The organism is Roseateles puraquae, assembly GCF_002205845.1.
In the GTDB taxonomy this organism is placed as follows: domain Bacteria; phylum Pseudomonadota; class Gammaproteobacteria; order Burkholderiales; family Burkholderiaceae_C; genus Pelomonas; species Pelomonas puraquae.
In genome coordinates this window covers 302935-326244 of sequence record NZ_NISI01000005.1, presented here as the reverse complement: position 1 = coordinate 326244, position 23310 = coordinate 302935, and the positions used below count along the sequence as shown (strand labels likewise).

The window sequence follows — 23310 nt, the reverse complement described above, 5'->3', positions numbered from 1 at the left end:
CCCAGCAGCTTCTGGAAGCCGAAAGCCAGCACGATCAAGCCGAGCACGATCTTCAGGTTGCGCGCCCACGAAAGATGACGCCGCCAGCGAGGCGACGAACACCATGAACACGATGCCCGCCAGCATCTTCAAGTGCTGGCTCACCAAGGCGAAGCCGCACAGGGCGAGCAGCAGCAAGCCGATGTTGCGCCAGCGCCAGTCCAGCGGCACGCGCGCCACGAGCCGGGCACGCACCAGGCTCACCACCGCCACCAGCAGCAGCAGCGAGCTGACCAGCAGCGGGAACAGGCCTGGCCCGGCATGGGCGAAGCTCCCGATGGGATAGCGCAGCGCACCGAGGCCAAAGCCCAGAGCCAGCGCCGCCAGGAAGAGGCCGCGCACCAAGTTGCGATCGTTCATGAGATGTCTCCTCTCCCACCACTCTCCGGGCCGCTGAGGCGCGCGGCCACCGCGCTTTCCTGGAGAGGACAGATTGCCGACAGCACGCAAAGATTTGTTGCCGGGTAGGACACCACCGACAGCCGCACGCGCCCCGTGCCGCTGTCATCGCCCGGGGCGGGCACCCACAGTGCGGGCATGACCGCCTCGAACCGTGCCCAGCCCGCTGACTTGACACCGCCCGGCCCTTCGCAGGCCTTTGTTCGTCTGGCCCAAGGCGCTCAGGCGGCCGCCGCGCCGGTCCGGGCGGTGCAGTTCGGTGCCGAGCGGTTTGCCGAGCATGGCCGCAGCCTGGCCGCCGCGCAGCGGGTGGATGACCTCGGCGCGCAGCCGCGGCCCTTCTCGCCTCGGCTGCGCAGCAACCTGAAGGTCTGGGCTGCGGCGCTGGCGGTGCTGTCGGAGGAAGGCCTGCAGGCGGACATCGACCCGGCCCACGCCTGGCTGCTGGACAACGCACGCATCGTGCAGCAGCAGCTCGATGAGGTGCTGCACGACCTGCCGCACAGCTACTTTCAGCGCCTGCCCCGTCTGGCAGACGAACCGCTGCAGGGCCTGCCGCGGGTCTATGGCGTCGCGTGGGCCTGGGTGGCCCATGCGGACAGTGCGCTGGAATTGCCGCTGCTGCACCACTTCCTAGGCGGTCACCACGAAGTCGAGGCGCTGACCCTGCGTGAACTCTGGGCCCTGCCCTCCACCTTGCGCGTGGTGCTGGTGGAAAACCTGCGCCGGCTGGCGGAACGCGCCGCCTGGCGCCACCTCGGACGCCGCGCGGCGCAGCGCCTCTTTGAGGCCCTGCCTCAACTCGATGCCGGCGCGGTGACGTCACAGCTCCGGCAGTGGCAGGCCGCCTGGCCGCAGGACCCCGCCGTGCAGGCACTGGCCCTGCGGCTGCATGAACGACTCACCGACCACGCGCTGGGCCGCCCGGACTCGGAAGAGGACGCCGGCCCCGCCTGGCAAGCCACGCGCGACTGGCTCCAGCAGGCCCTGCCCGACGCGGTGGCCGCCCAGGCTGCCGAGCAGGCCGAAAGCGCGGCCGACCATCAGAGCATCCGCAACGCCATCGGCAGCCTGCGCAACCTGGGCGCTGCCGATTGGGCCGGGCTCTTCGACGAAGTGCACCCGACGCTGCGCGCCCTGAGCAGCATCGACGTCTACCAGCAGGAAGACGAGGCCACGCGGGGCCTGACCCTGCATGCGATCGAGGCCCTGACCGAGCGCCACGGCCTGCCCGAGGCCGCGGTGGCCGAGGCACTGCAGCGGCTGTGCAACGACCCGAGCTGGCCCGACGACGCCGAGGAGACCGCGCCACTGCACTGGCTCAGCGGCCCGGGCTGGCGGCGGCTGCTGGATGAACTTCAACGCAAGCCCACTGCCGGCGAGCGCTGGCGCGCCGCCCTGCGGCGGCATCGCGGCGGGCTCTACCTCGGCAGCCTCGCGCTGCTGCTGGGCATCACGGAAGTCGGCCTGCTGGTGCTGGGGCTCCCGCCCGCGGCGCACTGGCCGATGGTGGTGGCCGCCGTACTGCTGTCGCTGCTGCCGGCCAGCGAGGCCGTGGTGGCCCTGGCCAACCGGCTGATCAGCGAATCGGCCCCACCCGCGCGACTGCCTCGGCTGAACTGGCCCCGTGGCCTGCCGCGCACGGCACGCACGCTCGTCGTCATCCCCTGCATGCTCACGCGGCCGAAGGGCATTGCCACGCTGCTGGCGCAGCTGGAGCGCCACCACCTCGCCAACCAGGAGGACGAAGCCCAGTTCGCGCTGCTCAGTGACTGGGGCGATGCCAAGACCGAGCACCAGCCGCAGGATGAGGCGCTGCTGAACGAAGCGCGCCGGGGCATCGAGGCACTCAACGAGCGCTACGGCAGCGCCTGCGGTGGCCGGCCGCGCTTCCTGCTGCTGCACCGCGCACGCCGCTGGAGCGAGACCGAGCAGCGCTGGATCGGCTGGGAACGCAAGCGCGGCAAGACCGAGGCCCTCATCTCGCAGCTGGCGGGCGAGCCGGCCGAGCGCTGGCCCGACCGTTTCATCGACCTCGGCGAGCTGTCGCAACCGGCGCCGGGCACGCGCCACCTCATCACGCTGGACGCCGACACCGCCCTGCCCCCCGGCGCCTTGCGGGCGCTGGTGGCCGTGGCGGCGCATCCGCTGAACCGGCCTCGCGTGGCCCGCCATGCGCAGGGCGCCGTCACCGTGGTGCGCGGCCACGGCATGCTGCAGCCCCGAATCGCCACGCCGCTGGCCACCGCGGCGGGCAGCTCCACGGTACATGGCACCTGGTTTCACAGCCTGTTCGCCGGCCAGCCGGGGCTCGACCCCTACAGCGCCGCCAGCTCCGAGGTCTACCAGGACCTGTTCGACGAAGGCAGCGCCACCGGCAAGGGCTTGATCGACGTGCAGGCCGCCGCGCAGGTGCTGGCGCACCGGCTGCCCGAAGGCCAGGTGCTCAGCCACGACTTGCTGGAGGGCTCGCTGATGCGCTGCGCCGGCGTCAGCGACGTGGTGCTCGTGGAGGCCGCGCCCATGCATGCCGACGTGGCCGCCTCGCGCATCCACCGCTGGACGCGCGGCGACTGGCAACTGCTGCCCTTCATCACCCAGCCCCGCCGCTGGGGCCTGCGGGCCATTCACCTGTGGAAGATGCTGGACAACCTGCGCCGTTCCCTCGTGCCGCCGGCAGCCTTGCTGCTGCTGGTGGGCTCGTGGCTCGGCGTGGGCCTGACACCGGCCTATGCGCTCGGCCTGGTCTGCGCAGCCTTCGGGGCGGGGCCGCTGATGGGGGCCCTAGCGGCCAGCGCGCCCTCGGGCGAGCCGGTGTCGCTGCCGCGCTTCTACCGCCAGGCCGCGACCGAGCTGGGCCGCGCCCTGGGCGGCATGGCCTGGCACGTGGCCATGCTGCCCCAGGCGACCTGGCTCAGCGTCGATGCCATCGTGCGCGCCCTGTGGCGCCAGCGCGTGAGCCGCCGCCACCTGCTGGAGTGGACCACCGCCGACGCTGCCGAAGCCGCCGCCCGCACCGACTGGCGTTCACTGCTGCAGCAGCACCGGCGCCTGACGCTGGCCAGCGGCGTGCTGACCCTGCTGCTGATGACACCGGCGCTGGTGGGTCGCCCGATCGACTGGCGCATCGCCCTGCCGATGCTCGCCATCTGGGCCCTGGCGCCGCTGTGGATCGGGCTGGCCAGCCGGCCACGCACCCGGCCGCGCCGGGAGGCCATCGGCGATGACGAGCGCCAGTACCTGCTCAGCGTGGCGCGTGACACCTGGCGCTGGTTCGAGCGCTGGGTGACCGCCGACGACCATGACCTGCCGCCCGACAACGTGCAGTTCGACCCCGACGTGGCCGTGGCCCACCGCACCTCGCCCACCAACATCGGCCTGTACCTGCTGTCAGCCTGCTGTGCGCGCGAGTTCGGCTGGCTGCACGACGTCGGCCTGGCCGAGCGCGTCGGACGCACGCTCGACACCCTGGAGCGGCTGCCCCGTCACCGCGGCCACTTCTACAACTGGATCGACACCCAAAGGCTGACGGTCCTGGAGCCGCCCTATGTCTCGGCCGTGGACAGCGGCAACCTGTGCGCCCACCTGCTGGTGGTGGCGTCGGCCTGCGAGGGCTTCGCCCGCGGGGGCGAAGGCATGCCACCGCCGCCGGCCGTCGCCGAGGCCCTGCAGGCCGTCGCGGCGCGCGCCCGGGCGCTGGCGCTGGCGCATGACTTCCGCTGGCTCTACGACCCGCAGCGCCGCCTGCTGCACATCGGCGCGATGGCGGCCCCGGGCTGCGAGCACGGCACCGAGAAGCTCGATGCCAACCATTACGACCTGCTCGCCTCCGAGGCACGGCTGGCCAGCCTGGTGGCCATCGCCAAGGGCGACCTGCCCCCTGCGCACTGGGGGGCGCTCGGCCGCCCCTTCTTCTCGCGTGGCCGCCTCACCGGCTTGAAGAGCTGGTCGGGCTCGATGTTCGAAATGCTCATGCCTTCGCTGGTGCTCGACGAACCCGCAGGGAGCGCACTCGAAGAGGCGGCACGAGCGACCGTGATGGAGCAGATCCGCGCCGGCCGCGCGGCCGGTCTGCCCTGGGGCGTGTCGGAAAGCGCCTATGCGCGACGCGACCAGAGCCTGGCTTACCAGTACGGCCCGCAAGGCGTGGCGGCGCTCGCCCTGCGTGACACGCCGCCGGATGAAGTCGTCATCGCCCCCTACGCCACGCTGATGGCCACCATGGTGATGCCGCGCGCGGCGGTGGCCAACCTGCGGGCGCTGCAGGCCCTCGGCGCCCGCCATGACGGCGGCTTCGTCGAAGCGCTGGACTACACCGCCAGCCGCCAACCCGAGCCGCCGGCTGATGCGCCGACGCCCCAGCGCCGGGAACGCTTCCAGCGCATCGGCACCGCCATGAGCCACCACCAGGGCATGTCGCTCGTGGCCTTGACTGAAGTGCTGTGCGGCGGCGCCCCCCAGCGCTGGGCCGATGCCGAGCCGCGGCTGGGTGCCGTGCGCTGGCTGCTGCATGAGCGCGCGCCGCACCGCGTGCCACCACTGCGCGAGCCCGCGCCCCGCACGGTGCGCAGCGCACCCCGGCGGGCGCGCATCTCGCTGGTCGTGCCGGACCTGCATGGCCGCGCCCTGCCCGCCACCACCTGGCTGGGTCATGCGCGGCTGGGCGCCATGCTGCGAGAGCACGGCGGCGGCACGCTGGTCTGGGGCGAGCCGGGCCAGCCGGTGCTGATCAGCCGCTGGCGCGACGACCTGCCCCAGGATCTGCTCGGTCACCACCTGCACCTGCGCGACCTGGACCTCGCCTGGAACGGCGCACCCGACACCAGCCCATGGCGCTCGCTCACCTTCAAGCCGACACCCGGCCCGCAATGGCGCTACGGCTGCCGGCTGCATCCCGCCAGCGCGCAGTTCACCGCAGAAGGCGAAGGCCTGCACGCCCAGACCGAGGTGTGGGTGGCGGTGGAAGACGATGTGGAGCTGCGCCGCATCACGCTGCGCAACCTCTCGCAGCGGGCGCGCCGGCTGGCGCTGGTGTCGAGCTTCGAGCCCGTGCTAGCGCCGGCGCGTGCCGACCTGGCCCACCCGGCCTTCGGCAAACTCTTCCTGCAGGCCCGCTGGAACCCGGCCCAGCAGGCCCTGCACTGGCAGCGACTGCCGCGCAGCCCCGGCGAGGCGGCCGTGCACGCGATGCATGCGCTGGTGGGCGCCGAGCTGGACGGAGGCGCGCGGCTCGACGCCGTGCGCGCCGCCGCTGACCGGGCCCACTGGCTGGCCCGCGGCGGTGCGCCCGGGCAGCCGGGCGGCGTCATCGCGCATGCCGGCGTGCAGGCCCTGCTCGGCACCGACGTCGCCGGCCTGCATACCGCAGCCGGGGCGCTGGACACCGGCAATGACCCGCTGTCGCTGCTGCACCTGGTCATGCACCTGCCGCCGGGTGCCAGCGTGACGCTCACCTTCGCCACGGCCGCCGCCCACGAGGCGCAGACGCTGGAGCATCTGCTGGACAAGCACCGCCAGCCGGCCTTGTGCGAACGCGCCCTGACGCTGGCCCACACCATGGCCGCAGTACGCACCCAGGGCGCTGCGCTGGCGCCCGGCGCCTGGCGGGCGGGCCTGTTCCTGCAGACCCTGCTGACGGCCCAGGCGGCACGCGACGCCATGCCGGTGCCCGAGACCGGGTTCGAGCGCGACGCCCTGTGGCGCCACGGCATCTCGGGCGACGACCCCATCCTGCTGGTGCGCGTGGCCGATGCCACGGGCGTCGTCATGGTCAGGGAGCTGTGCGCGCTGCTGCAGGCCCAGGGCAGCCCGATGCCGGTGGATGTGGTGGTGCTGGATGCCGAGCCGCCGTCCTATCTCGCGCCCGTGTCGCGCGCGCTGCGCTCACTGGCCGAGCAGCAGGCCCACGCCATGGGCGGGCGCTGCCGGGTGCATGTGCTGGCCGACGAGACCGTCGGGCCCGACACCCGCCTGGCACTCAACCTGCTGGCACGGGTACGCTGGTTTGCCGATGGCCGGCCGCTGGCCCAGCAGCTGGAGCGACTGGGCATCGTGCACGAGCAGGCCGCCAAGGCGCGGCGCGCGGCGGGGGCCACCCGGGTCTCAACCGCGCCGGCCCTGCCGGGACTGCCGGCGCCCGAGCACCGCTTCGACACCGGCAACGGCGCCTGCCGCTTCATGCTGAGCCCTCAGGCGCAGCCGCCGCGACCCTGGGTGAACGTGATCGCCAACGAGCAGTTCGGCTGCCAGGTGTCCGAACGCGGCGCTGGCATGAGCTGGGCCGGCAACAGCCGGCTGCATCAGATCACCCCCTGGTCCAACGACGCCCTGCTCGACTCGCCGGGTGAATGGCTCATCCTGCATTGCCTGGCCAGCGGCAAGGCCTGGCTGCTGGGCCGCGCGAGCGACACGCAGATGGCGGCCCACGTGCCGGGCGCCACCGCGCTGGCGTTCCAGCTGCCAGGCCTGGTGGTGAGGCTGCGGTGGACGGTCGATGCCGAGACGGCCGTCAAGCAGTGCCAGGTGGAGCTGCATGCCGCACCCGGCAAGCCGCCGCGGCCGATGCGGCTGCTGGCAGCGGCCCAGTGGCAGCTGGGCATGGACGGCAACGCGCGGCGCAGCGTGGTCACCCGGCTGGAAAAGCTGCCGGGCGATGGGCCGCTGCTGGCGCTGGGCACGCAGGCCGACGGGCTGAACGGCTTCGGCGGCCACACCGCCTGGCTCGCGCTGCGGCCCCCGCGCGCGGAGGACCAGCCCCGCGAGCAGCTGCCGGCGCTGGCTGATGACGACGCGCTCTGGCCCTGGCCCGAGGACGCCGGTTTCAGCCCCGACCTCAACCTGCCGCGCCCCTGGACGGCCACGCCTGAGGCGAGCGGTGACCGCCGCCTGCTGTTCGACGACGAAGGCCGGCTGGTGGCCCCCCACGCGCTGGACGGCCTCGCCGGCCCGGCCACCGACCCGGCTGCGCTGCTCGCCGTGCCGCTGCGCCTGGAGCCGGGCCATGCCTGGCATGCCACCGTGCTGCTCGGGCATGCGCCGAGCCTGGCCGAAGCCCGTGAACAGGCGGGCCTGGCGTGGCGGGCCGACCCGCTGCAGCGCCTGGCCGGCCAGCGCGACGTCTGGCGCGCGTTGAGCCGACCGGTGCAGGTCGACACGCCCGACCCGGCCTTCGATGCCCTGGTCAACCACTGGCTGCCCGCCCAGGTGCTGGGCTGCCGCATCTGGGCGCGGGCGGGCTTCTACCAGGCCGGCGGCGCCTTTGGCTTTCGCGACCAGCTGCAGGATGCAATGGCCCTGGTGCAGCATGCGCCGCAGCGCCTGGCGGCACAGATCCGCCGGCATGCGGCTCGGCAGTTCCCGCCGGGTGATGTGCAGCACTGGTGGCACGAGCCGGCGGGGGCCGGCGTGCGCACCCATTTCGCCGACGACCGGCTCTGGCTGTCGCTGGCGCTCGCGCTGTATGTGGAGCGCACGGGCGACACCGCGCTGGCCGACGAGACCTTGCCCTTCCTGCACGGCCGGCCGGTGCCCGAGGGGCAGGAAGATGTGTACGAGATACCCGCCATCAGTGACGACCTCGCCACCGTCTACGAACATGCCGCGCGCGCCATCGACGTGAGCCTGCCCGTGGGTGCGCACGGGCTGCCGCTGTTCGGCACCGGCGACTGGAACGACGGCATGAACCGGGTCGGGCCCGAAGGCCGCGGCGAGTCGGTGTGGATGGGCTTCTTCCTGTGCGCGGTGATCGATGCGCTGGAGCCGCTGGCCCGCGCCCGTGGCGACGCGGCGCGTGCCGATCGCTGGCGCGAGGCCCGCAAGGCGCTGGCCGCGGCCCTGGATGCCCACGCGTGGGACGGCCACTGGTACCGCCGCGGCTGGTTCGATGACGGCAGCGTGCTGGGCACGCACAGCGCCAGCGAATGCCGCATCGACCTCATCGTGCAGGCCTGGGCCGTGCTGACGGGCGCGACGCAGCCTGAGCGCGCCGCCCAGGCGCTGGACAGCGCCTGGCGCGAGCTGCATGACCGTGACGCCCACCTGCTGCGCCTGCTGTGGCCGCCGCTGAAAGACCACCAGCCGCCGGCCGGCTACATCCAGGCCTACCCGGGTGGCGTGCGCGAGAACGGCGGCCAGTACAACCACGGCGCCACCTGGGCGCTGATGGCCAGCGCCCATCTCGGCCAGGCAGAGCGCGCCTGGGCCGCGTTCACCGCGATCAGCCCGGCCCACCGGGGCGCCCACGGCGAGCCCTATGGGCTGGAGCCGTTTGCGGTGGCTGGCGACATCGAGACCGCATCCCCGCACGCGGGCCGTGGCGGCTGGAGCTGGTACACCGGCGCCGCCGGCTGGCTGCTGCGCGCCGCGGTGGAGTCGATCTGTGGCGTGAAGCTGGCCGGCGGCGTGCTGCGCGTGCAGCCTTGTCTGCCGCCGCACTGGGCCAGCGCCCGCGTGCGGCTGCAGCAGCAGGGGCGGCGCGTGGAGGTGTTGGTCGAGCGGGCACCGCGCGGTGCAGGCAAGGCGGCGCCGGCTGGACACCAGACCCTGGTGCCCGGCGTGGCACTGCCGCTGGACGCGTCGGCCGAGCCGCTGCGGCTGTGGGTGCCGGTGGCGGAAGGCGTCGCGGCCCGTGGCGTGGAGACGGCGGCCGTGCTGTGACCGCGGGGCGGTTCGCCCCAATGACAACGGCGGCCCGCAGGCCGCCGTCGTCACCGGGCAAGAGCCGATCAGACCACCAGACTCAGCACCGCGGCCATCAGCGTGCTACCCAGCACAACGGTCGTGAACACGCGCTCGCTGATGGCGGCATCCATCGCTTCCAGCGAGCACAGCAGGCGCAAGCGAAGGTCCGACAGGTTGCGGCACTGGCGCAGGTGAAGGTCGAGACTGTCGGTGTGCTGACGCAGCATCGGATCGGTGACGCGGGACATGACGGACTCCTAGTGAACGATGCCGACAACTCTAGGCAGCACCGCTCGCGGTTGCATTCGGACACCGCGGCAACGTCTTGTAGGGCTTGTCCGACATGCGCGGCTTCGCGCGCCTCAGGCACCATGCAGCCATGACGACCCGCCTGCTGCTGCGCCTGGCGCTCCTGTGCATCGCCGCCTGGGCCGGCGTGGCCACGGCGTCCCCCGCGCTGCAGGTGGGCTCCAAGCGCTTCACGGAAAGCTATGTCCTGGGCGAAATCGTCACCCAGACCCTGAGCCGCGCCGGCATCGCAGCGGAACACCGCCAGGGCCTGGGCAACACCGCCATCCTGGCGGCCGCGCTCCAGAAGGGCCAGATCGACCTCTACCCCGAGTACACCGGCACCATCGTGCGCGAGCTCCTGCAGCGCACCGCGCCGGCCGACGCCCAGGCGCCCCTGAGCCAGATCAACGCCTGGCTCGCGCCGCTCGGGCTGAAGGCGGCCGTGCCGCTGGGCTTCAACAACAGCTACGCGCTGGCCATTCGCGAAGCGGATGCCACCCGGCTGCGGCTGGCGACGCTGTCGGACCTGGCACGCCTGGCGCCCGCGCTCAAGCCCGGGCTGTCGCATGAATTCCTCGCACGCGCCGACGGCTGGCCGGCGCTGCAGCGCGCCTATGGCCTCAAGCTCACCCCCGGCGCCGGCCTCGACCACGGCCTGGCCTATGCCGCGCTGGCCCGGGGCGAAGTGGACCTGATCGACGTCTACACCACCGATGCGCAGCTCGCCCGCCAGCCGGTGCGGGTGCTGCGCGATGACCTGGGCTTCTTCCCGCGCTACGACGCGGTGCTGCTGATGCGAACCGGCGTGGATGAGCGCCCTCTGCAGGCCCTCGCCGGCCGCCTGCCCGAGGCCGAGATGACACGGCTCAATGCCGCCGCCGAGTTGGATGGCCGGCCGTTTGCCGACGTGGCGCGCAGCTTTCTCGGCCAGGCGGCGCCCACCGCTGCGCAGGGCTTGACGGCACGACTGATGGCGCCCGACCTGCCGCGCCTGCTGGCCCAGCATCTGCTGTTGGTGTTGGCCTCACTCGCGCTGGCTGTGACAGTGGCCGTGCCGCTCGGCCTGGCCGCTCACCGCCTTCCGCGGTTGGCGGGGCCGGTCATGGCCGCCGCGGGCTTGCTGCAAACGCTGCCGTCGCTGGCCCTGCTGGCCTTCCTGATCGCCTGGGTCGGGCGCATCGGCTTCGTGCCGGCGCTGCTGGCGCTCTTCGTCTACGCCTTGCTGCCCATCGTGCGCAACACACATGCCGGGCTGCAGGCCGTGCCGCGCGGCCTGGTGGACGCCGCCCTGGCGCTGGGCCTGACCCGCGGGCAGACGTTGCGCAGCATCGAGCTGCCCCTGGCCCTGCCCACGCTGATGACGGGGGTGAAGATCGCGGCCGTGACGAACGTTGGCACCGCCACCGTCGCAGCCTTCGTCGGCGCGGGCGGCCTGGGCGAGCGCATCGTGGCCGGTCTGGCCGTCAACGACACCGAGCTGATGCTGGCCGGCGCCCTGCCGGCGGCGGTGCTGGCCGTCCTCGTGCAAATCCTGTTCGACACCCTGGAACGCCGCCTCGCGCACAATCGGCACCACAAGAACAAGGATGTTCAGGCATGAGGACGAGGACTCGACAGGCCATCAGCGCAGTCTGCGCCGCATGGAGCCTGGCCGCCATGGCCCAGGCGAGCGCGACCTGCAGCCGCGCGATGACGGTGCCGCTGGCCGCCATCGGCCTGAGCGTGAGCTTTGAAGACGACGGCTTCGGCGGCGTCTATCCCACCCTGCTGCGCGAGATGAGCGCCCCCACCGGCTGCGAGTTCCAACTGCAGCGCGTGCCACGGGCGCGGCTGCAGAAGATGTTCGAGACCGGGCAGGCCGACCTGCTCATCCCGGCCTCGGTCTCCCCGGCCCGCAACCAGCATGGCGAGTTCGTGCCGCTGGTACAGGTACGCGCCAGCCTCATCACGCTGGGGGGCGACCGTGCCCTGCCCCGCTCGATGACCGAGCTGATGGCGCAGCCGGACTTTCGGCTCGTCGTGGTGCGCGGCTTCAGCTTCGGGCCGGCCTACGACAGCGCGATCACGCAGCTGCGCGCCCGCAAGCGCCTGGTGGAGGAGGCCGACGTGAGCGGCGTGGTGCGCGCCCTGCGCCAGGGCCTGGCCCAGGGCACGGTGATGACCGCCTCCATCCTGATCAGCACCCTCGTGCAGGAGGCCGAGCTCGCGCCGCTGGTCAAGCAGCTGCGCACCGAAGCGCTGGAGGAGCTGGGCTGGTCGGAGAGCGGCGTCTACCTGTCGCGGCAGGCCCTGAGCGAAGCTGACCGCCGCACCTTGCGCGCCGCCTTCCAGCAGCAGGCCCGCGCGGGCCGGGTGTGGCAGCTCTTCAACGATTTCCATCCGCCGGGCAGCCTGGCCGGCAGCATCCGGCCCCTGCCCTGACGCCCTGCCGCCGGCGCCCGCCTCCTTTGCGTTGAGGATGAGCGCCGGGCCGCAATGGCCCTATGGTGCCGGGCACTGACTGCCAGGAGCCCCCCATGTGCATTGCCAAGAGCGTCGGGCTGGCGGCCCGCAACGACGTCGCCGACGTCCGCATCGTCCAGGTCCTGCTCAACCTGAACAGCGAAGCCTGGCGCGCCGACAACCGCCCACCGCTGAGCGTGGACGGCCAGATCGGCCCCAACACCATCGACGCCATCCGCGCCTTCGAGACCCGCGCGATGGGCCTGCGCGAGTCAGACGGCCTCGTCACGCCGGGCGACGCCACCATGGCCCGCCTGCTGGCCGGCCTGCCGCCCGGCCCGACCAAGGACAAGCTTGGCCTGGTCATGCCGCGCGCGATGCCCAAGCGCATCGACCTCTACTACGAACCGCTCGTGAAGGGCATGACGCGCTACGGCATCGACACGCCGCGCCAGATTGCCCACTTCATCGCCCAACTGGCCCACGAGTCGGGCTCGCTGCTGTATGCCGAGGAACTGGCCAGCGGCAGCGCCTACGAAGGCCGCGTCGACCTGGGCAACACCCAGCCCGGCGACGGCCCTCGCTTCAAGGGACGCGGCCTGATCCAGCTCACCGGCCGCGCCAACTACCGCGACTACAGCGAGTTCACCGGCATCGACTACGTCAGCGACCCCAACCGCATCGCACTCGACCCGGTCGCCTGCGTGGACGTGGCCTGCTGGTTCTGGCAGCACAACGGCCTGCCCCCCCTCGCCGAAGCCGACGACGCCCGCGCGGTGACCAAGCGCATCAACGGCGGCTACAACGGCCTGGACGACCGGCTGGAGCACCTGGCGCGGGCCAAGGCGTTGCTGGGGCTCTAACCGTCCGCGTCCTCACCCAGCGGCGCCAGCAGCCGCTCGATCTCGGGCAGGCTGAACTTGGCCAGGGCGGAGCCGTCGTCGTGGCCGAGCAGGCCGTCGGCCAGGGCACGCTTGCGGGCTTGCAGCTCCAGCATGCGCTCTTCAATGCTGCCTTCGGCCACGAGCTGGTAGACGAACACCGGCTGGCTCTGCCCGATGCGGTGCGCTCGCGCGCTCGCCTGGGCCTGCACGGCCGGGTTCCACCAGGGGTCGACGTGGATGACGGTGTCGGCCGCGGTCAGGTTCAGGCCCACGCCGCCGGCCTTGAGGCTGGCCAGCAGCAGCGGCACCTCGCGCGCCTGGAAGCGCCGCACGATGTCGCCGCGCTGAGCGGCTGGCGTCTGGCCGGTAAGGCTCAGGTGGGGCAGCCCGAGCGCCTGCAGTTCGGCGGCGATCAGGTCCAGCATCTCGGTGAACTGCGAGAACACCAGCATCCGGCGCCCCTCGCTGACCAGGTCAGGCAGGTGTACGCGCAGCCAGTCGAGCTTCGCGCGCTCGGTGTGCGGCGCCATGGCCATGCCCTTGACCAGCCGTGGGTCACAGCACACCTGGCGCAGCTTGAGCATGGCGTCGAGCACGCTGATGAGGCTGGTGGGCGTGAAGCCGTCGCGCTCCAGGATGCGGCGCACCAGGTGGTCCGCTGCCACGCGCACGCTTTCGTAGAGCTGCTTCTGATGGCCCACGAGCGGCACGCGGCGCACCAGTTCGGTCAGCGGCGGCAGCTCGGTGGCCACCTCGGTCTTGAGCCGGCGCAGGATGAAGGGCCGAACCCGTGCGGCCAGCAACCGGGCGCGCGGGCCGTCGCGGTTGACCTCGATGGGCTTGCGCCAGTGCCGCGCGAAGCTGCGTGAATCGCCCAGGAAGCCGGGCATCAAGAGGTCGAACAACGACCACAGCTCGCCCAGGTGGTTCTCCAGCGGCGTGCCGGTGAGGGCGAGGTGGTGGCGTACGTTGAGCCGGCGCAAGGCGCGCGCGGCGCGGGCCTGGGCGTTCTTGACGGACTGGGCTTCGTCCAGGATGAGCAGATGCCAGGGCTGCGCGGCGAGCGTGCGCAGGTCGCGCCAGACGAGGGCGTAGGTGGTCAGCACGACGTCGGCATCAGCGAGCTGGGCGGCGGTGCGGTCCGCGCCATGCCAGGTGGTGACGCGCAGGCCCGGGGCGATGCGCGCGGCCTCTTGTTGCCAGTTGAAGAGCAGCGAGGTAGGCACGACGACCAGTGCGGGCTGGTCGAGCCGGCCCGCGGCCTGCTCGCAGACGATGTGGGCGAGGGCCTGCGCCGTCTTGCCCAGGCCCATGTCGTCGGCCAGGATGCCGGCCAGACCTTGCTCGCGCAGATGCTGCAGCCAGGCCAGGCCATGGAGCTGGTAGGGCCGCAGCGCGAGCGCCACGCCGGCAGGCTGGGCCACCGCAGCCGGGCGGCCGGCAGCCAGCAGCTGCTGGCCGATGGCGCGCAGGCCGGCATCGCCGTGGACCGTCCAGCGGCTGCGCTCGTCCTCCTGCAGGCCGCGCAGGCGCTCGGCGTCCCAGGCATCGAGCTTGAGGGGCTTGCCCTTCTCCAGTTCGGCAGGCTTGAGCAGGTCCAGCAGCGCCAGCATCATGAGCTTGAGCGGCGCGGCAGGCGTGTGATAGCGACGGCCGCCGGGGGCGCGCAGCGAGATGACGGCGTCGTCTTCGATGGCGGCGATGGCCACGGCGTCCAGCCAGCGCTTGTCGCGCCGCAGCAGGTTGGCGATCAGCGGCGCCAGGTCCAGCGGCTTGCCTTCGACCTCGATGCCCAGGCTCACCAGCCAGGCGCCGCGGCGGCGCTCCAGGCCCAGGCCCTGCACGCGGCGGCTGGGCTTGGGGGCGGCCTCGTCCACCGCTTCGGTCAGGCCGAGCTGCCAGCCGCTGACGAACTGGCTGTGGTGCGCAAAGCCGGGCTCGGTGCGAACCTGCCAGCCCAAGGCCTGCAGGGCAGGCACCTGCTCGGCGTGGAAGTCGCCGAAGAACTCTTCCTGCGGCGTGGTCCACAACGACGCGCCGCCTAGCGCGGCCGGCGTGCCGCGCCATTGCAACAGCGCGGGGTCCAGGGCCACCAGCCCGCGCTGCACCAGGGCTTGCTCGGCATCGGCATCGCGCTGCGCCAGCGTGGCCACCGTCACCTGCTCACCTCGCGGCCCGAGCGCCCCGCGGGGGCGCAGGCCCAGCAGCCCGTCGCCGCGGGTCAGGGTGCGCAGGGTGAGCTGGGGAGGAGGCGCCATCGCGACAGTCTCGCAGCTTGGCGCCGCAGTTCAGAGCGCGGGAGCGGCGGGAAAGTCGACCGGGATCTGCGTCGTCGAATGCAGGTAGTTGCTGACCACCTTGTCGCCGATGACGACCAGCGTGTCGACCAGGTTCTCCTGCGTCCAGCCGGCGGCAAAGAACGCATCCAGCAGCGCTGCCTCGGCGTGCCCGCGGTCGAGCGCCACCTGCTTCACCAAACGTGCCAGCGCATCGAGCTTGGGGTCGAACGGTGCCGTGCCGCTGCGGCATCCCGACGACCTGCTGGCACACAACTGCATCGTCTACAGCGAACTGGCGCGCGGCAATGCCTGGAGCTTTGTCGCCGGGCCGGGCGCGGGCGCTTCCCCAGGCAGCGTGCACACGGTGCGTGCCGCCGGCAACCTGCAGACCAATGCCAGCGAGGTCATCCGGGCCTCGGTGCTGGCGGGCATGGGCATCGGGTACGCACCGCTGTTTCTCTTCGAGGCAGAACTGGCGAATGGCGAGGTCGAGCGGCTGCTGCCGGAATGGACCGTGCAAGACCTGCCCCTGCATCTCGTGAGCCCGCCGCAGCGCAGGCAGTCTGCCAAGGTCAGGGCCTTCGGCGACCATCTCGTCGCCACGGGCATCTAAAGCGGTCCGCGACCTATTGCGACGCGGCGTGATGCCAGCTGAAAGGGCCCCGCAGGGCCCTTGTGTGCAGCGAGCCGGCAGCGCTCAGCGAGCCAGCACGCCCTTGATGTGCGCGGCGATGGCGTCGTCCTGGCAGTTCGTGAAGAACAGTTCCTGGAACTTCTCGCCCGACACGGCGGCCTTGAGCAGGTCCTGGTCGACGGTCTTAAGCACCGTCAGCATGTCCTTGCACGACGCGGCCTTCAGATCCTTCAGGATGCCGCGGTTCTTGGCCATGATGGCGGCGCGCTCCTTGGGGTAGCCGGCGCCGCGCTCGTTCTCCAGCAGCTTGCGGTAGCAGTCCTGCAGGTTCAGCTCGGCCGCCCAGCCGAAGCCCTTGGCGTAGGGCATGGACATGGCGTTGCCGTCGTTGATCTGGCCAAACAGGAAAGCGTCGGTCGGGTCGATGACCAGGCCGCAGAACACGCCGGGCATGCTGTTGCAGGCCAGCATGGAGCCCATGCCGGTGCCGCAACCGGTGACGACGAAGTCGGCCGCCTTGCTGTTGAGCAGGATGCCGGCCAGCAGGCCGTTCATGACGTAGGTGAGAGAGGCCTTGTCTTCCGGCGTGTACATGCCGTAGTGGTGGACGCTGTGGCCCAGGGGCTCGGCGACCGTCTTGAGCGCGTTGTGAACGATCTCGGACTTGGCGGCCTGGCTGTTCTCGATGATGAGGGCGATCTTCATGGCGGGTGGCTTTCGGGCGAATCTGGAGGTGGGCGAAGGGCCGGGCGGCGGGAGCCAGAGGGCTCCGGTCGCAGGCCGTCATGCCAGGGGCGAGATCCCCGCGAGGGCGCCGGACGGCAGGGTCCGGACGGCCGCCTGGCCAACCGCGCACCCCGGGTTGGAGGTGCAGACGCTGGCGTGATTGTGCACGCTTTCGGAACGCCGTTTCAAATCGGCGCGATCAAAACCGCGCGCGGTGCGCGGCCAGCCGGTCGCCGAGGCCGCTCAGGCCGCCGGCTCGGGCGGCGTGGGCGTGAGCTGGTTCAGCCGCCGGCCCTGGGTGGGCAGGGCCTTCAGGTACTTGAAGGTGCCGGTGGCATGGGCGCAGAGCTTGCCGTCGCCGCCGAACACCGAGCCTTCGCAGAAGGCCATGGTGGTGGAGCGGTGCAGCAGCTTGGCATGGCAGCGCAGCTCGCCCTCGCCAGGGCGCATGAAGCTGGTCTTCATCTCCACGGTCACCACACCGGGGCCCATGCCCGGCTGGTCGCGGTGGATGCTGCGCGCGGCATGCGCCATGGCCACGTCCAGCAGCGTCATCAGCACGCCGCCATGCGCCACCTCCCAGGAGTTGAGATGGCCCTCCTGCAGGTCCACCCGGATCTCGGCCTCGCCGTGGCCCAGGCTGTGCAGCTCGAAGCCGAGCTGCTGCACGAAGGGAATGTGCACGGGGAAGTGGAGCGGGGGCGAGGGGCGGGTCATGTGCGCATTGTCAGGCGGTCAGCCACCGTGCACAGCGCTGACGCCACCGTCCACGGCCAGGATCTGACCCGTGATGTGCTTGCCGGCCCGCGAGGCGAACAACAGCGCAGCGCCCTTGAGGTCGTCGTCATCGCCGATGCGGTTCAGCGGCGCATGCGCAGCCATCTTCTCCTCGCCAACCGCCGCCAGCAGGCCCTTGGTCATCTTGCTCGGGAAGAAGCCCGGCGCCAGCGCATTGACGGTGATGCCGTGCTGGCCCCACTCGCCGGCCAGCGCCCGCGTGAAGTTCACGGCGGCGCCCTTGCTGGTGTTGTAGGCGATGGTCTTCATCGCGCCGAGGTTGCCCGACAGGCCCGCGATGGACGCCACATTGATGATGCGGCCCGACTTGCGCGGGATCATGCTGGCCTTGGCCACGGCCTGGGCGAAGACGAAGAGGCTGCGGATGTTCAGGTCCATGACCTTGTCCCAGGCCTCCAGCGGATGGTCTTCGGCCGGGGCGCCCCAGGTGGCACCGGCGTTGTTAACGAGGATGTCGATCTGGCCGAGGCGCTCCATCGTCTCGGCCACCACGCGGTGCGCTTCCTCGGGCTTGGCCGCGTCGGCCGCGATCCAGCGCGCATCGATGCCGCGGGCCTGCAGGTGGGCCGTGGCCTCTTCCAGGTCGGCGGCCTTGCGCGAGGTCAGCATGATCTTGGCGCCGGCTTCGCCGAGGGCCTCGGCAATCTGCAGCCCGAGGCCGCGCGAGCCGCCGGTGACGAGGGCGACCTGGCCGGTGAGGTCGAAAAGGGCTTGGACTTTCGTGCTCATGTTGTCTCCTGTGATTCAGAACCAGTCGGCCTGCACCTCGCGGCACAGCGGCTCGCGCCGTGCGACGACGTCGAGCCAGGCGCCGATCTTCGGCAGCTCGTAGGCAAAGAAATACCGGGCAGCCGCGCGCTTGCCCTCAGCGAAGGCGCTGTCACCGCTGACAGCCAGCGCCACGTCCAGCCATAGCCAGGCCAGCACGGTGTGGCCGAAGGCCTGCAGATAGGGCACGGCGTTGGCGAGGGCTTCTTCGGGCTCGCCGGTGCTCCACGCCTTCTTGGTGGCGCCGCCCACCTGCGCGAGCGCGGCGGCGAGCTGGTTGGCCTGGGGCGCCCAGCCGGTCTGGATGGCGCGCTCGATCGTCTGCTGCACGCGGGCGGCGAGTGCTGCGAGCGACGCCCCACCCTGCTGCACCACCTTGCGGCCCAGCAGGTCCAGCGCCTGGATGCCGTGGGTGCCCTCGTGGATCATGTTCAGGCGCTGGTCGCGCCAGTACTGCTCCACGGGGAAATCCCGCGTGTAGCCATAGCCACCGAGCACCTGGATGGCCAACGAATTGGCCTCCAGGCACCACTCACTCGGCCAGCTCTTGGCGATGGGGATGAGCACGTCCAGCAGCGCCTGCGCACCGGCGGGGTCGTCGCCGGTGTGCAGCTCGTCGACAAGACGTGCGCAATACAGCTCCAGCGCCAGTCCGCCCTCGACATAGCTCTTCTGCGCCAGCAGCATGCGGCGCACGTCGGCGTGCTCGATGATGGGCCGCTGGGGGCTGGCAGCGTCTTTCCCGGCGGCCGTCATGGGCCGGCCCTGCGGCCGCTGCTTGGCGTAGTCCAGGCTCGCCTCGTAGCCGGCATAGCCGAGCATCACCGCGCCCAGGCCCACGCCGATGCGCGCCTCGTTCATCATGTGGAACATGCAGCGCAAGCCTTCACCCGGCTTGCCCACCAGGTAACCGATGGCGCCCTTGCGGCCGCCTGGCGTGAAGCGGCCTTCGCCGAAGTTCAGCAGGCAGTTGGTGGTGCCGCGGTAGCCGAGCTTGTGGTTGAGGCCGGCCAGTGCCACATCGTTGCGCTCGCCGGTCAGCTCGGCGCGCTCGTTGACGAGCCGCTTGGGCACGATGAACAGCGAGATGCCCCGGGTGCCCGGGATCAGCTTGCCGTCCGGCCCCGGGATCTTGGCCAGCACCAGGTGCACGATGTTCTCGGTGATCTCATGCTCGCCGCCGGAGATCCACATCTTGTTGCCGGTCAGCCGGTAGCGCGGGCCCAGCGGGTCGGTGTCGTCTTCCAACTCGGCGCGGGTGGCGATGTCGGACAGCGACGAGCCGGCCTGCGGCTCGGAGAGGCACATCGTGCCGAACCAGCGGCCCGCGAACTCGTTCTTGGCAAACACCTCGCGCTGCAGCGGCGTGCCGTGGGCCATCAAGAGGCTGGCGTTGCCCGACGTGAGCATGGCGTAGCCGCCCATGGCGACGCTGGCCTTGCTGAAGAAGGCATTGCCGGCCATCTCGATGACGCAGGGCAGCTGCATGCCGCCCACGTCGTAGTCCTGCGCCGCGGCCAGCATGCCGGATTCGGCATAGGCGCGCGTCGCGTCATGCGTGGCCTGAGGCAGGTGCACGCGCTCACCGTCGAAGTGCGGCTCCTGGGTGTCGGCCAGGCGGTTGAAGGGGGCGAACTTCTCGCGGGCGATCTTCTCGCAGGTGTCCAGCACTGCGCCGAAGGTCTCCGGCGAATGCTCGGCGAAGCGCTCACGCGTGGTCAGGTCACCGGCCTTCAGCCAGTCGAACAGCAGGAAATCCAGGGTCTCGCGCATGCGCACTCCCTCATCATTGAGGCAGGGCCAAGCCCTGCCGACTCATCCAGCAGAACCCGCAAATCCGGCTTTGCCGGGCTGCGCGGCTCGCCCCCTTGAGGGGGCCGGCGAAGCCGGTAGGGGGTGGGTTAGATCACTTCGAACACACCGGCAGCGCCCATGCCGCCGCCGATGCACATGGTTACGCACACCCGCTTGGCACCACGGCGCTTGCCTTCGATGAGGGCATGGCCCGTCAGGCGCTGGCCCGACACGCCGTAGGGGTGGCCCACCGCAATCGCGCCACCGTTGACGTTGAGCTTGTCCATCGGGATGCCCAGCGTGTCGGCGCAGTACAGCACCTGCACGGCGAAGGCCTCATTCAGCTCCCACAGGTCGATGTCTGCCACCGTCAGGCCCAGCTTCTTGAGCACCTTGGGCACGGCGAACACCGGGCCGATGCCCATTTCGTCGGGCTCGCAGCCAGCCACCGCAAAGCCCAGGAAGCGACCCAGGGGCTTCAGGTTGTGGGTGGAGGCGTATTGCTCGCTGACCACCGCGCAAGCGCCCGCGCCGTCGCTGAACTGGCTGGCATTGCCGGCGCTGATGACGCCGCCCGGCAGCGCGGTGCGCAGGTCCTTGATGCCCTCGTAGGTGGTGCCCTCGCGCAGGCCTTCGTCGGCCGACACGGTCACTTCCTTGCTCATCAGGCCCATGACCTTGTCGGCCACGCCCATGGTGGTGGTCACCGTGATCATTTCGTCAGCGAACTTGCCGGCGGCCTGGGCGGCGCAGGCCTTTTGCTGGCTGGCCGCGCCGTACTGGTCCATGCGCTCGCGCGAGATGTTGTAGCGCTTGGCCACGTTCTCGGCGGTCTGCAGCATGGTCCAGTAGATCTCGGGCTTGATCTTGAGGAGGGACGGGTCAGCCAGCATGTGCTTGTTCATTTCCTGCTGCACGCAGGAGATGCTCTCCACGCCGCCGGCGATGTAGACATCACCCTCACCCGCGATGACACGCTGGGCGGCCATGGCGATGGTCTGCAGGCCGCTGGAGCAGAAGCGGTTGATGGTGACACCGCTCACCGACACCGGCAGGCCGGCCTTCAGCGCGATCTGGCGTGCGATGTTGGCGCCGGTCGCGCCCTCGGGGTTGGCGCAGCCCATCAGCACGTCCTCGATGGCGCCGGCTTCAATGCCGGCGCGCTCGACGGCGGCCTTGACGGCCCACCCGCCAAGGGTGGCGCCATGGGTCATGTTGAAGGCGCCCTTCCAGCTCTTGGTCAGCGGGGTGCGGGCGGTGGAGACGATCAGTGCGTTGCTCATGTCTTGTCCTAGTCAGTTGGTGCCAGAGCTACTCGCTTCGCTCGGGCGGTCTGGCACTCAATGTCTTCAGCATCGAACAAAGCCACAGAGGCCCATAGACACAGAGAGAACCTCTGAACTCATGAATTCCTCTGTGCCTTTGTGTCTCTGTGGCTGTGTTTATTCAGGCGATGGTCAGGTGAAGCTCTTGCCCTCTGCCACCAGTCGCGCCAGAAGCGGCGCCGGCGTCCAGAACGCGCCGTCGTCCATCGGGTTCTTGGCAAAGCGGTTCATCGCCTGCACGACGTTGAAGAGACCGACCGTGTCGGCGTAGCACATCGGGCCGCCGCGCCAGATCGGGAAGCCGTAGCCGGTCAGGTAGACCATGTCGACATCCGATGCACGCTGGGCGATGCCCTCTTCCAGCAGATGGGCCGCCTCGTTGACGAGGGCGAACACCAGCCGGTGCACGATCTCCTCGTCGCTGATGTCGCGCTTCTTGGCACCAATGGCTTCGCGGTGCTTGGCCAGCATCTCTTCCACCACCGGCGACGGGATCGCGTCACGCTTGCCCGGCTGGTAGTCGTACCAGCCGGCGCCGGTCTTCTGGCCGAAACGGCCCAGTTCGCACAGGCGGTCGGCGCTGGCGGAGTACTTCATGCCGGGCTTGTCGACATAGCGGCGTTTGCGGATGGCCCAGCCGATGTCGTTGCCGGCCAGGTCGCCCATGCGGAACGGGCCCATGGCGAAGCCGAACTTCTCGACGGCCTTGTCCACCTGCTGCGGGCTGCAGCCCTCATCCAGCAGGAAGCCGGCCTGGCGGCTGTACTGCTCGATCATGCGGTTGCCGATGAAGCCGTCGCAGACGCCGGAGACGACCGCCGTCTTCTTGATCTTCTTGCCAATGGCCATCACCGTGGCCAGCACGTCCTTGGCGGTGGCCTTGCCGCGCACCACCTCCAGCAGCTTCATCACGTTGGCAGGGCTGAAGAAGTGCATGCCCACCACGTCCTGCGGGCGCTGGGTGAACGAGGCGATCTTGTCGACGTCCAGCGTCGAGGTGTTGGAGGCCAGGATGGCGCCGGGCTTGGCCACGGCGTCGAGCTGCTTGAACACCGCCTCCTTGACGCCGATCTCCTCGAACACCGCCTCGATGATGAGGTCGCAATCCTTCAGGTCGTCGTAGCTCAGCGTGGTGGACAGCAGCGCCATGCGGGCGGCGTACTTGTCTTCCTTGAGCTTGCCCTTCTTGACCTGGGCTTCGTAGTTCTTCTTGATGGTCGCGACACCGCGGTCCAGCGCTTCCTGCTTGGTCTCCAGGATCGTGACCGGCAGGCCGGCATTCAGGAAGTTCATCGAGATGCCGCCGCCCATGGTGCCGGCGCCGATGACGCCGACCTTCTTGATCTCGCGCAGCGGGGTGTCTTCGGGCACGTCGGCAATCTTGCTGGCCACGCGTTCGGCAAAGAACAGGTGCCGCAGGGCCTTGGATTCGGGCGTGAGCATCAGCGCCGCGAAACCCTCGCGCTCGGCACGCATGCCGTCGTCGAACTTCAGGTTCACCGCACCGGCCACCGCCTCCAGGCAACGCAGCGGCGCCGGGTAGTTCTTGCTCATGCCGCCCACCATGTTGCGGGCGAACTGGAAGTAGGCCTCGGCATTGGGGTGGCGGGCCTTGAGGTCGCGCACCTTCGGCAGCGGGCGCTTGTCAGCCACCTCGGCCGCGAAGGCCACGGCAGCATCCACCACGGCGGCCTCCACGATCTTGTCGAACAGCTTCTGCCCCGGGACCATGGCCAGCATCTGCGCCTCGACCGGCTCGCCACTGACGATCATGTTGAGCGCGGGCTCCACGCCCAGGGCGCGGGGCAGGCGCTGCGTGCCGCCGGCGCCGGGCAGCAGGCCCAGCTTGACTTCCGGCAGGGCGACCTTGGTGCCCGTCTGGGCCACACGGTAATGGCAGCCCAGTGCCAGCTCCAGGCCACCGCCCATGCAGACGCTGTGGATGGCGGCCACCACCGGCTTGCTGCAATTCTCGACGACGCCGATCAGGCTCAAGAGGTTGGGCTCGGCCAAGGCCTTGGGCGAGCCGAACTCCTTGATGTCGGCACCGCCCGAGAAGGCCTTGCCGGCCCCGGTGATGACGACGGCCGCAACGGCGGCATCGGCTTTAGCGCGCTCGATGCCAGCGGCAGCGGCGGCACGGGTGGCAAACCCCAGGCCGTTGACCGGCGGGTTGTCGAGCGTGATCACGGCAACGTTGCCGCGAACTTCGTAATGGGCTGTCATGGGCACGACCTCGGTTGGCGGGCCGT

Annotated in this window: 15 protein-coding genes; 6 read left to right on the top strand and 9 right to left on the bottom strand. The window is 70.8% G+C overall.

Going from position 1 to position 23310, the window contains the following annotated elements:
• The first annotated feature begins 103 nt into the window (after positions 1 to 103).
• Positions 104 to 325 carry a hypothetical protein gene (locus tag CDO81_RS29220; protein WP_158218278.1) on the top strand — a complete coding sequence of 74 codons (222 nt, stop codon included), beginning with the start codon at positions 104 to 106 and terminating at the stop codon, positions 323 to 325.
• Between the two features lie 251 nt (positions 326 to 576).
• Positions 577 to 9093 (top strand): GH36-type glycosyl hydrolase domain-containing protein, encoded by an 8517-nt coding sequence (locus tag CDO81_RS13980; RefSeq protein ID WP_088483832.1) that lies wholly within the window; start codon positions 577 to 579, stop codon positions 9091 to 9093.
• Positions 9094 to 9161: 68 nt separating this feature from the next.
• Here the strand turns inward: CDO81_RS13980 and CDO81_RS13975 are convergent, their stop codons facing one another.
• Positions 9162 to 9365 carry a hypothetical protein gene (locus tag CDO81_RS13975; RefSeq protein ID WP_088483831.1) on the bottom strand — a complete coding sequence of 68 codons (204 nt, stop codon included), beginning with the start codon at positions 9363 to 9365 and terminating at the stop codon, positions 9162 to 9164.
• 131 nt (positions 9366 to 9496) lie between these two features.
• Here CDO81_RS13975 and CDO81_RS13970 point away from each other — a divergent pair, with 131 nt between their 5' ends.
• The 3 genes from CDO81_RS13970 (at position 9497) to CDO81_RS13960 (ending at position 12713) form a co-directional block, all read left to right on the top strand.
• A complete protein-coding gene (locus tag CDO81_RS13970; protein ID WP_162293494.1) occupies positions 9497 to 11008 on the top strand; it encodes a glycine betaine ABC transporter substrate-binding protein in 1512 nt (503 codons plus the stop codon).
• Positions 11005 to 11829: a substrate-binding periplasmic protein gene (locus CDO81_RS13965; RefSeq protein WP_144397247.1), complete on the top strand. Its 825-nt coding sequence runs from the start codon at positions 11005 to 11007 to the stop codon at positions 11827 to 11829. Before CDO81_RS13970 ends, CDO81_RS13965 begins: the two co-directional genes overlap by 4 nt.
• A gap of 95 nt (positions 11830 to 11924) precedes the next feature.
• On the top strand, positions 11925 to 12713 hold the full coding sequence (locus CDO81_RS13960; protein WP_088484053.1) for a glycoside hydrolase family 19 protein: 789 nt from the start codon (positions 11925 to 11927) through the stop codon (positions 12711 to 12713).
• Here CDO81_RS13960 and CDO81_RS13955 read toward each other — a convergent pair.
• Positions 12710 to 14992 (bottom strand): DEAD/DEAH box helicase, encoded by a 2283-nt coding sequence (locus CDO81_RS13955; protein ID WP_088483829.1) that lies wholly within the window; start codon positions 14990 to 14992, stop codon positions 12710 to 12712. The genes CDO81_RS13960 and CDO81_RS13955 overlap by 4 nt on opposite strands.
• Before the next feature lie 30 nt (positions 14993 to 15022).
• Entirely contained in the window at positions 15023 to 15199 is a 177-nt protein-coding gene (locus CDO81_RS28820) for a carboxymuconolactone decarboxylase family protein (RefSeq protein ID WP_241516999.1), read from the bottom strand.
• A gap of 49 nt (positions 15200 to 15248) precedes the next feature.
• Between CDO81_RS28820 and CDO81_RS13950 the strand changes: the two genes are divergently transcribed.
• Positions 15249 to 15626, top strand: a complete 378-nt coding sequence (locus CDO81_RS13950; RefSeq protein ID WP_241516998.1) for a LysR substrate-binding domain-containing protein — start codon at positions 15249 to 15251, stop codon at positions 15624 to 15626.
• A gap of 84 nt (positions 15627 to 15710) precedes the next feature.
• On the opposite strand, the gene CDO81_RS13945 is transcribed toward CDO81_RS13950, so the two are convergent.
• The 6 genes from CDO81_RS13945 to CDO81_RS13915 form a co-directional block, all read right to left on the bottom strand.
• Positions 15711 to 16352: an RpiB/LacA/LacB family sugar-phosphate isomerase gene (locus CDO81_RS13945; RefSeq protein WP_088483828.1), complete on the bottom strand. Its 642-nt coding sequence runs from the start codon at positions 16350 to 16352 to the stop codon at positions 15711 to 15713.
• 264 nt (positions 16353 to 16616) lie between these two features.
• Positions 16617 to 17090 carry a PaaI family thioesterase gene (locus tag CDO81_RS13935; RefSeq protein WP_088483826.1) on the bottom strand — a complete coding sequence of 158 codons (474 nt, stop codon included), beginning with the start codon at positions 17088 to 17090 and terminating at the stop codon, positions 16617 to 16619.
• 18 nt (positions 17091 to 17108) lie between these two features.
• Positions 17109 to 17900, bottom strand: a complete 792-nt coding sequence (locus CDO81_RS13930; protein WP_088483825.1) for an SDR family oxidoreductase — start codon at positions 17898 to 17900, stop codon at positions 17109 to 17111.
• A 15-nt stretch (positions 17901 to 17915) separates the two neighbouring features.
• A complete protein-coding gene (locus CDO81_RS13925) occupies positions 17916 to 19712 on the bottom strand; it encodes an acyl-CoA dehydrogenase (protein ID WP_420893063.1) in 1797 nt (598 codons plus the stop codon).
• 128 nt (positions 19713 to 19840) lie between these two features.
• Positions 19841 to 21016 (bottom strand): acetyl-CoA C-acyltransferase, encoded by a 1176-nt coding sequence (locus tag CDO81_RS13920; RefSeq protein ID WP_088483823.1) that lies wholly within the window; start codon positions 21014 to 21016, stop codon positions 19841 to 19843.
• Positions 21017 to 21190: 174 nt separating this feature from the next.
• Positions 21191 to 23284 carry a 3-hydroxyacyl-CoA dehydrogenase NAD-binding domain-containing protein gene (locus CDO81_RS13915; protein WP_088483822.1) on the bottom strand — a complete coding sequence of 698 codons (2094 nt, stop codon included), beginning with the start codon at positions 23282 to 23284 and terminating at the stop codon, positions 21191 to 21193.
• Between the last annotated feature and the right edge of the window lie 26 nt (positions 23285 to 23310).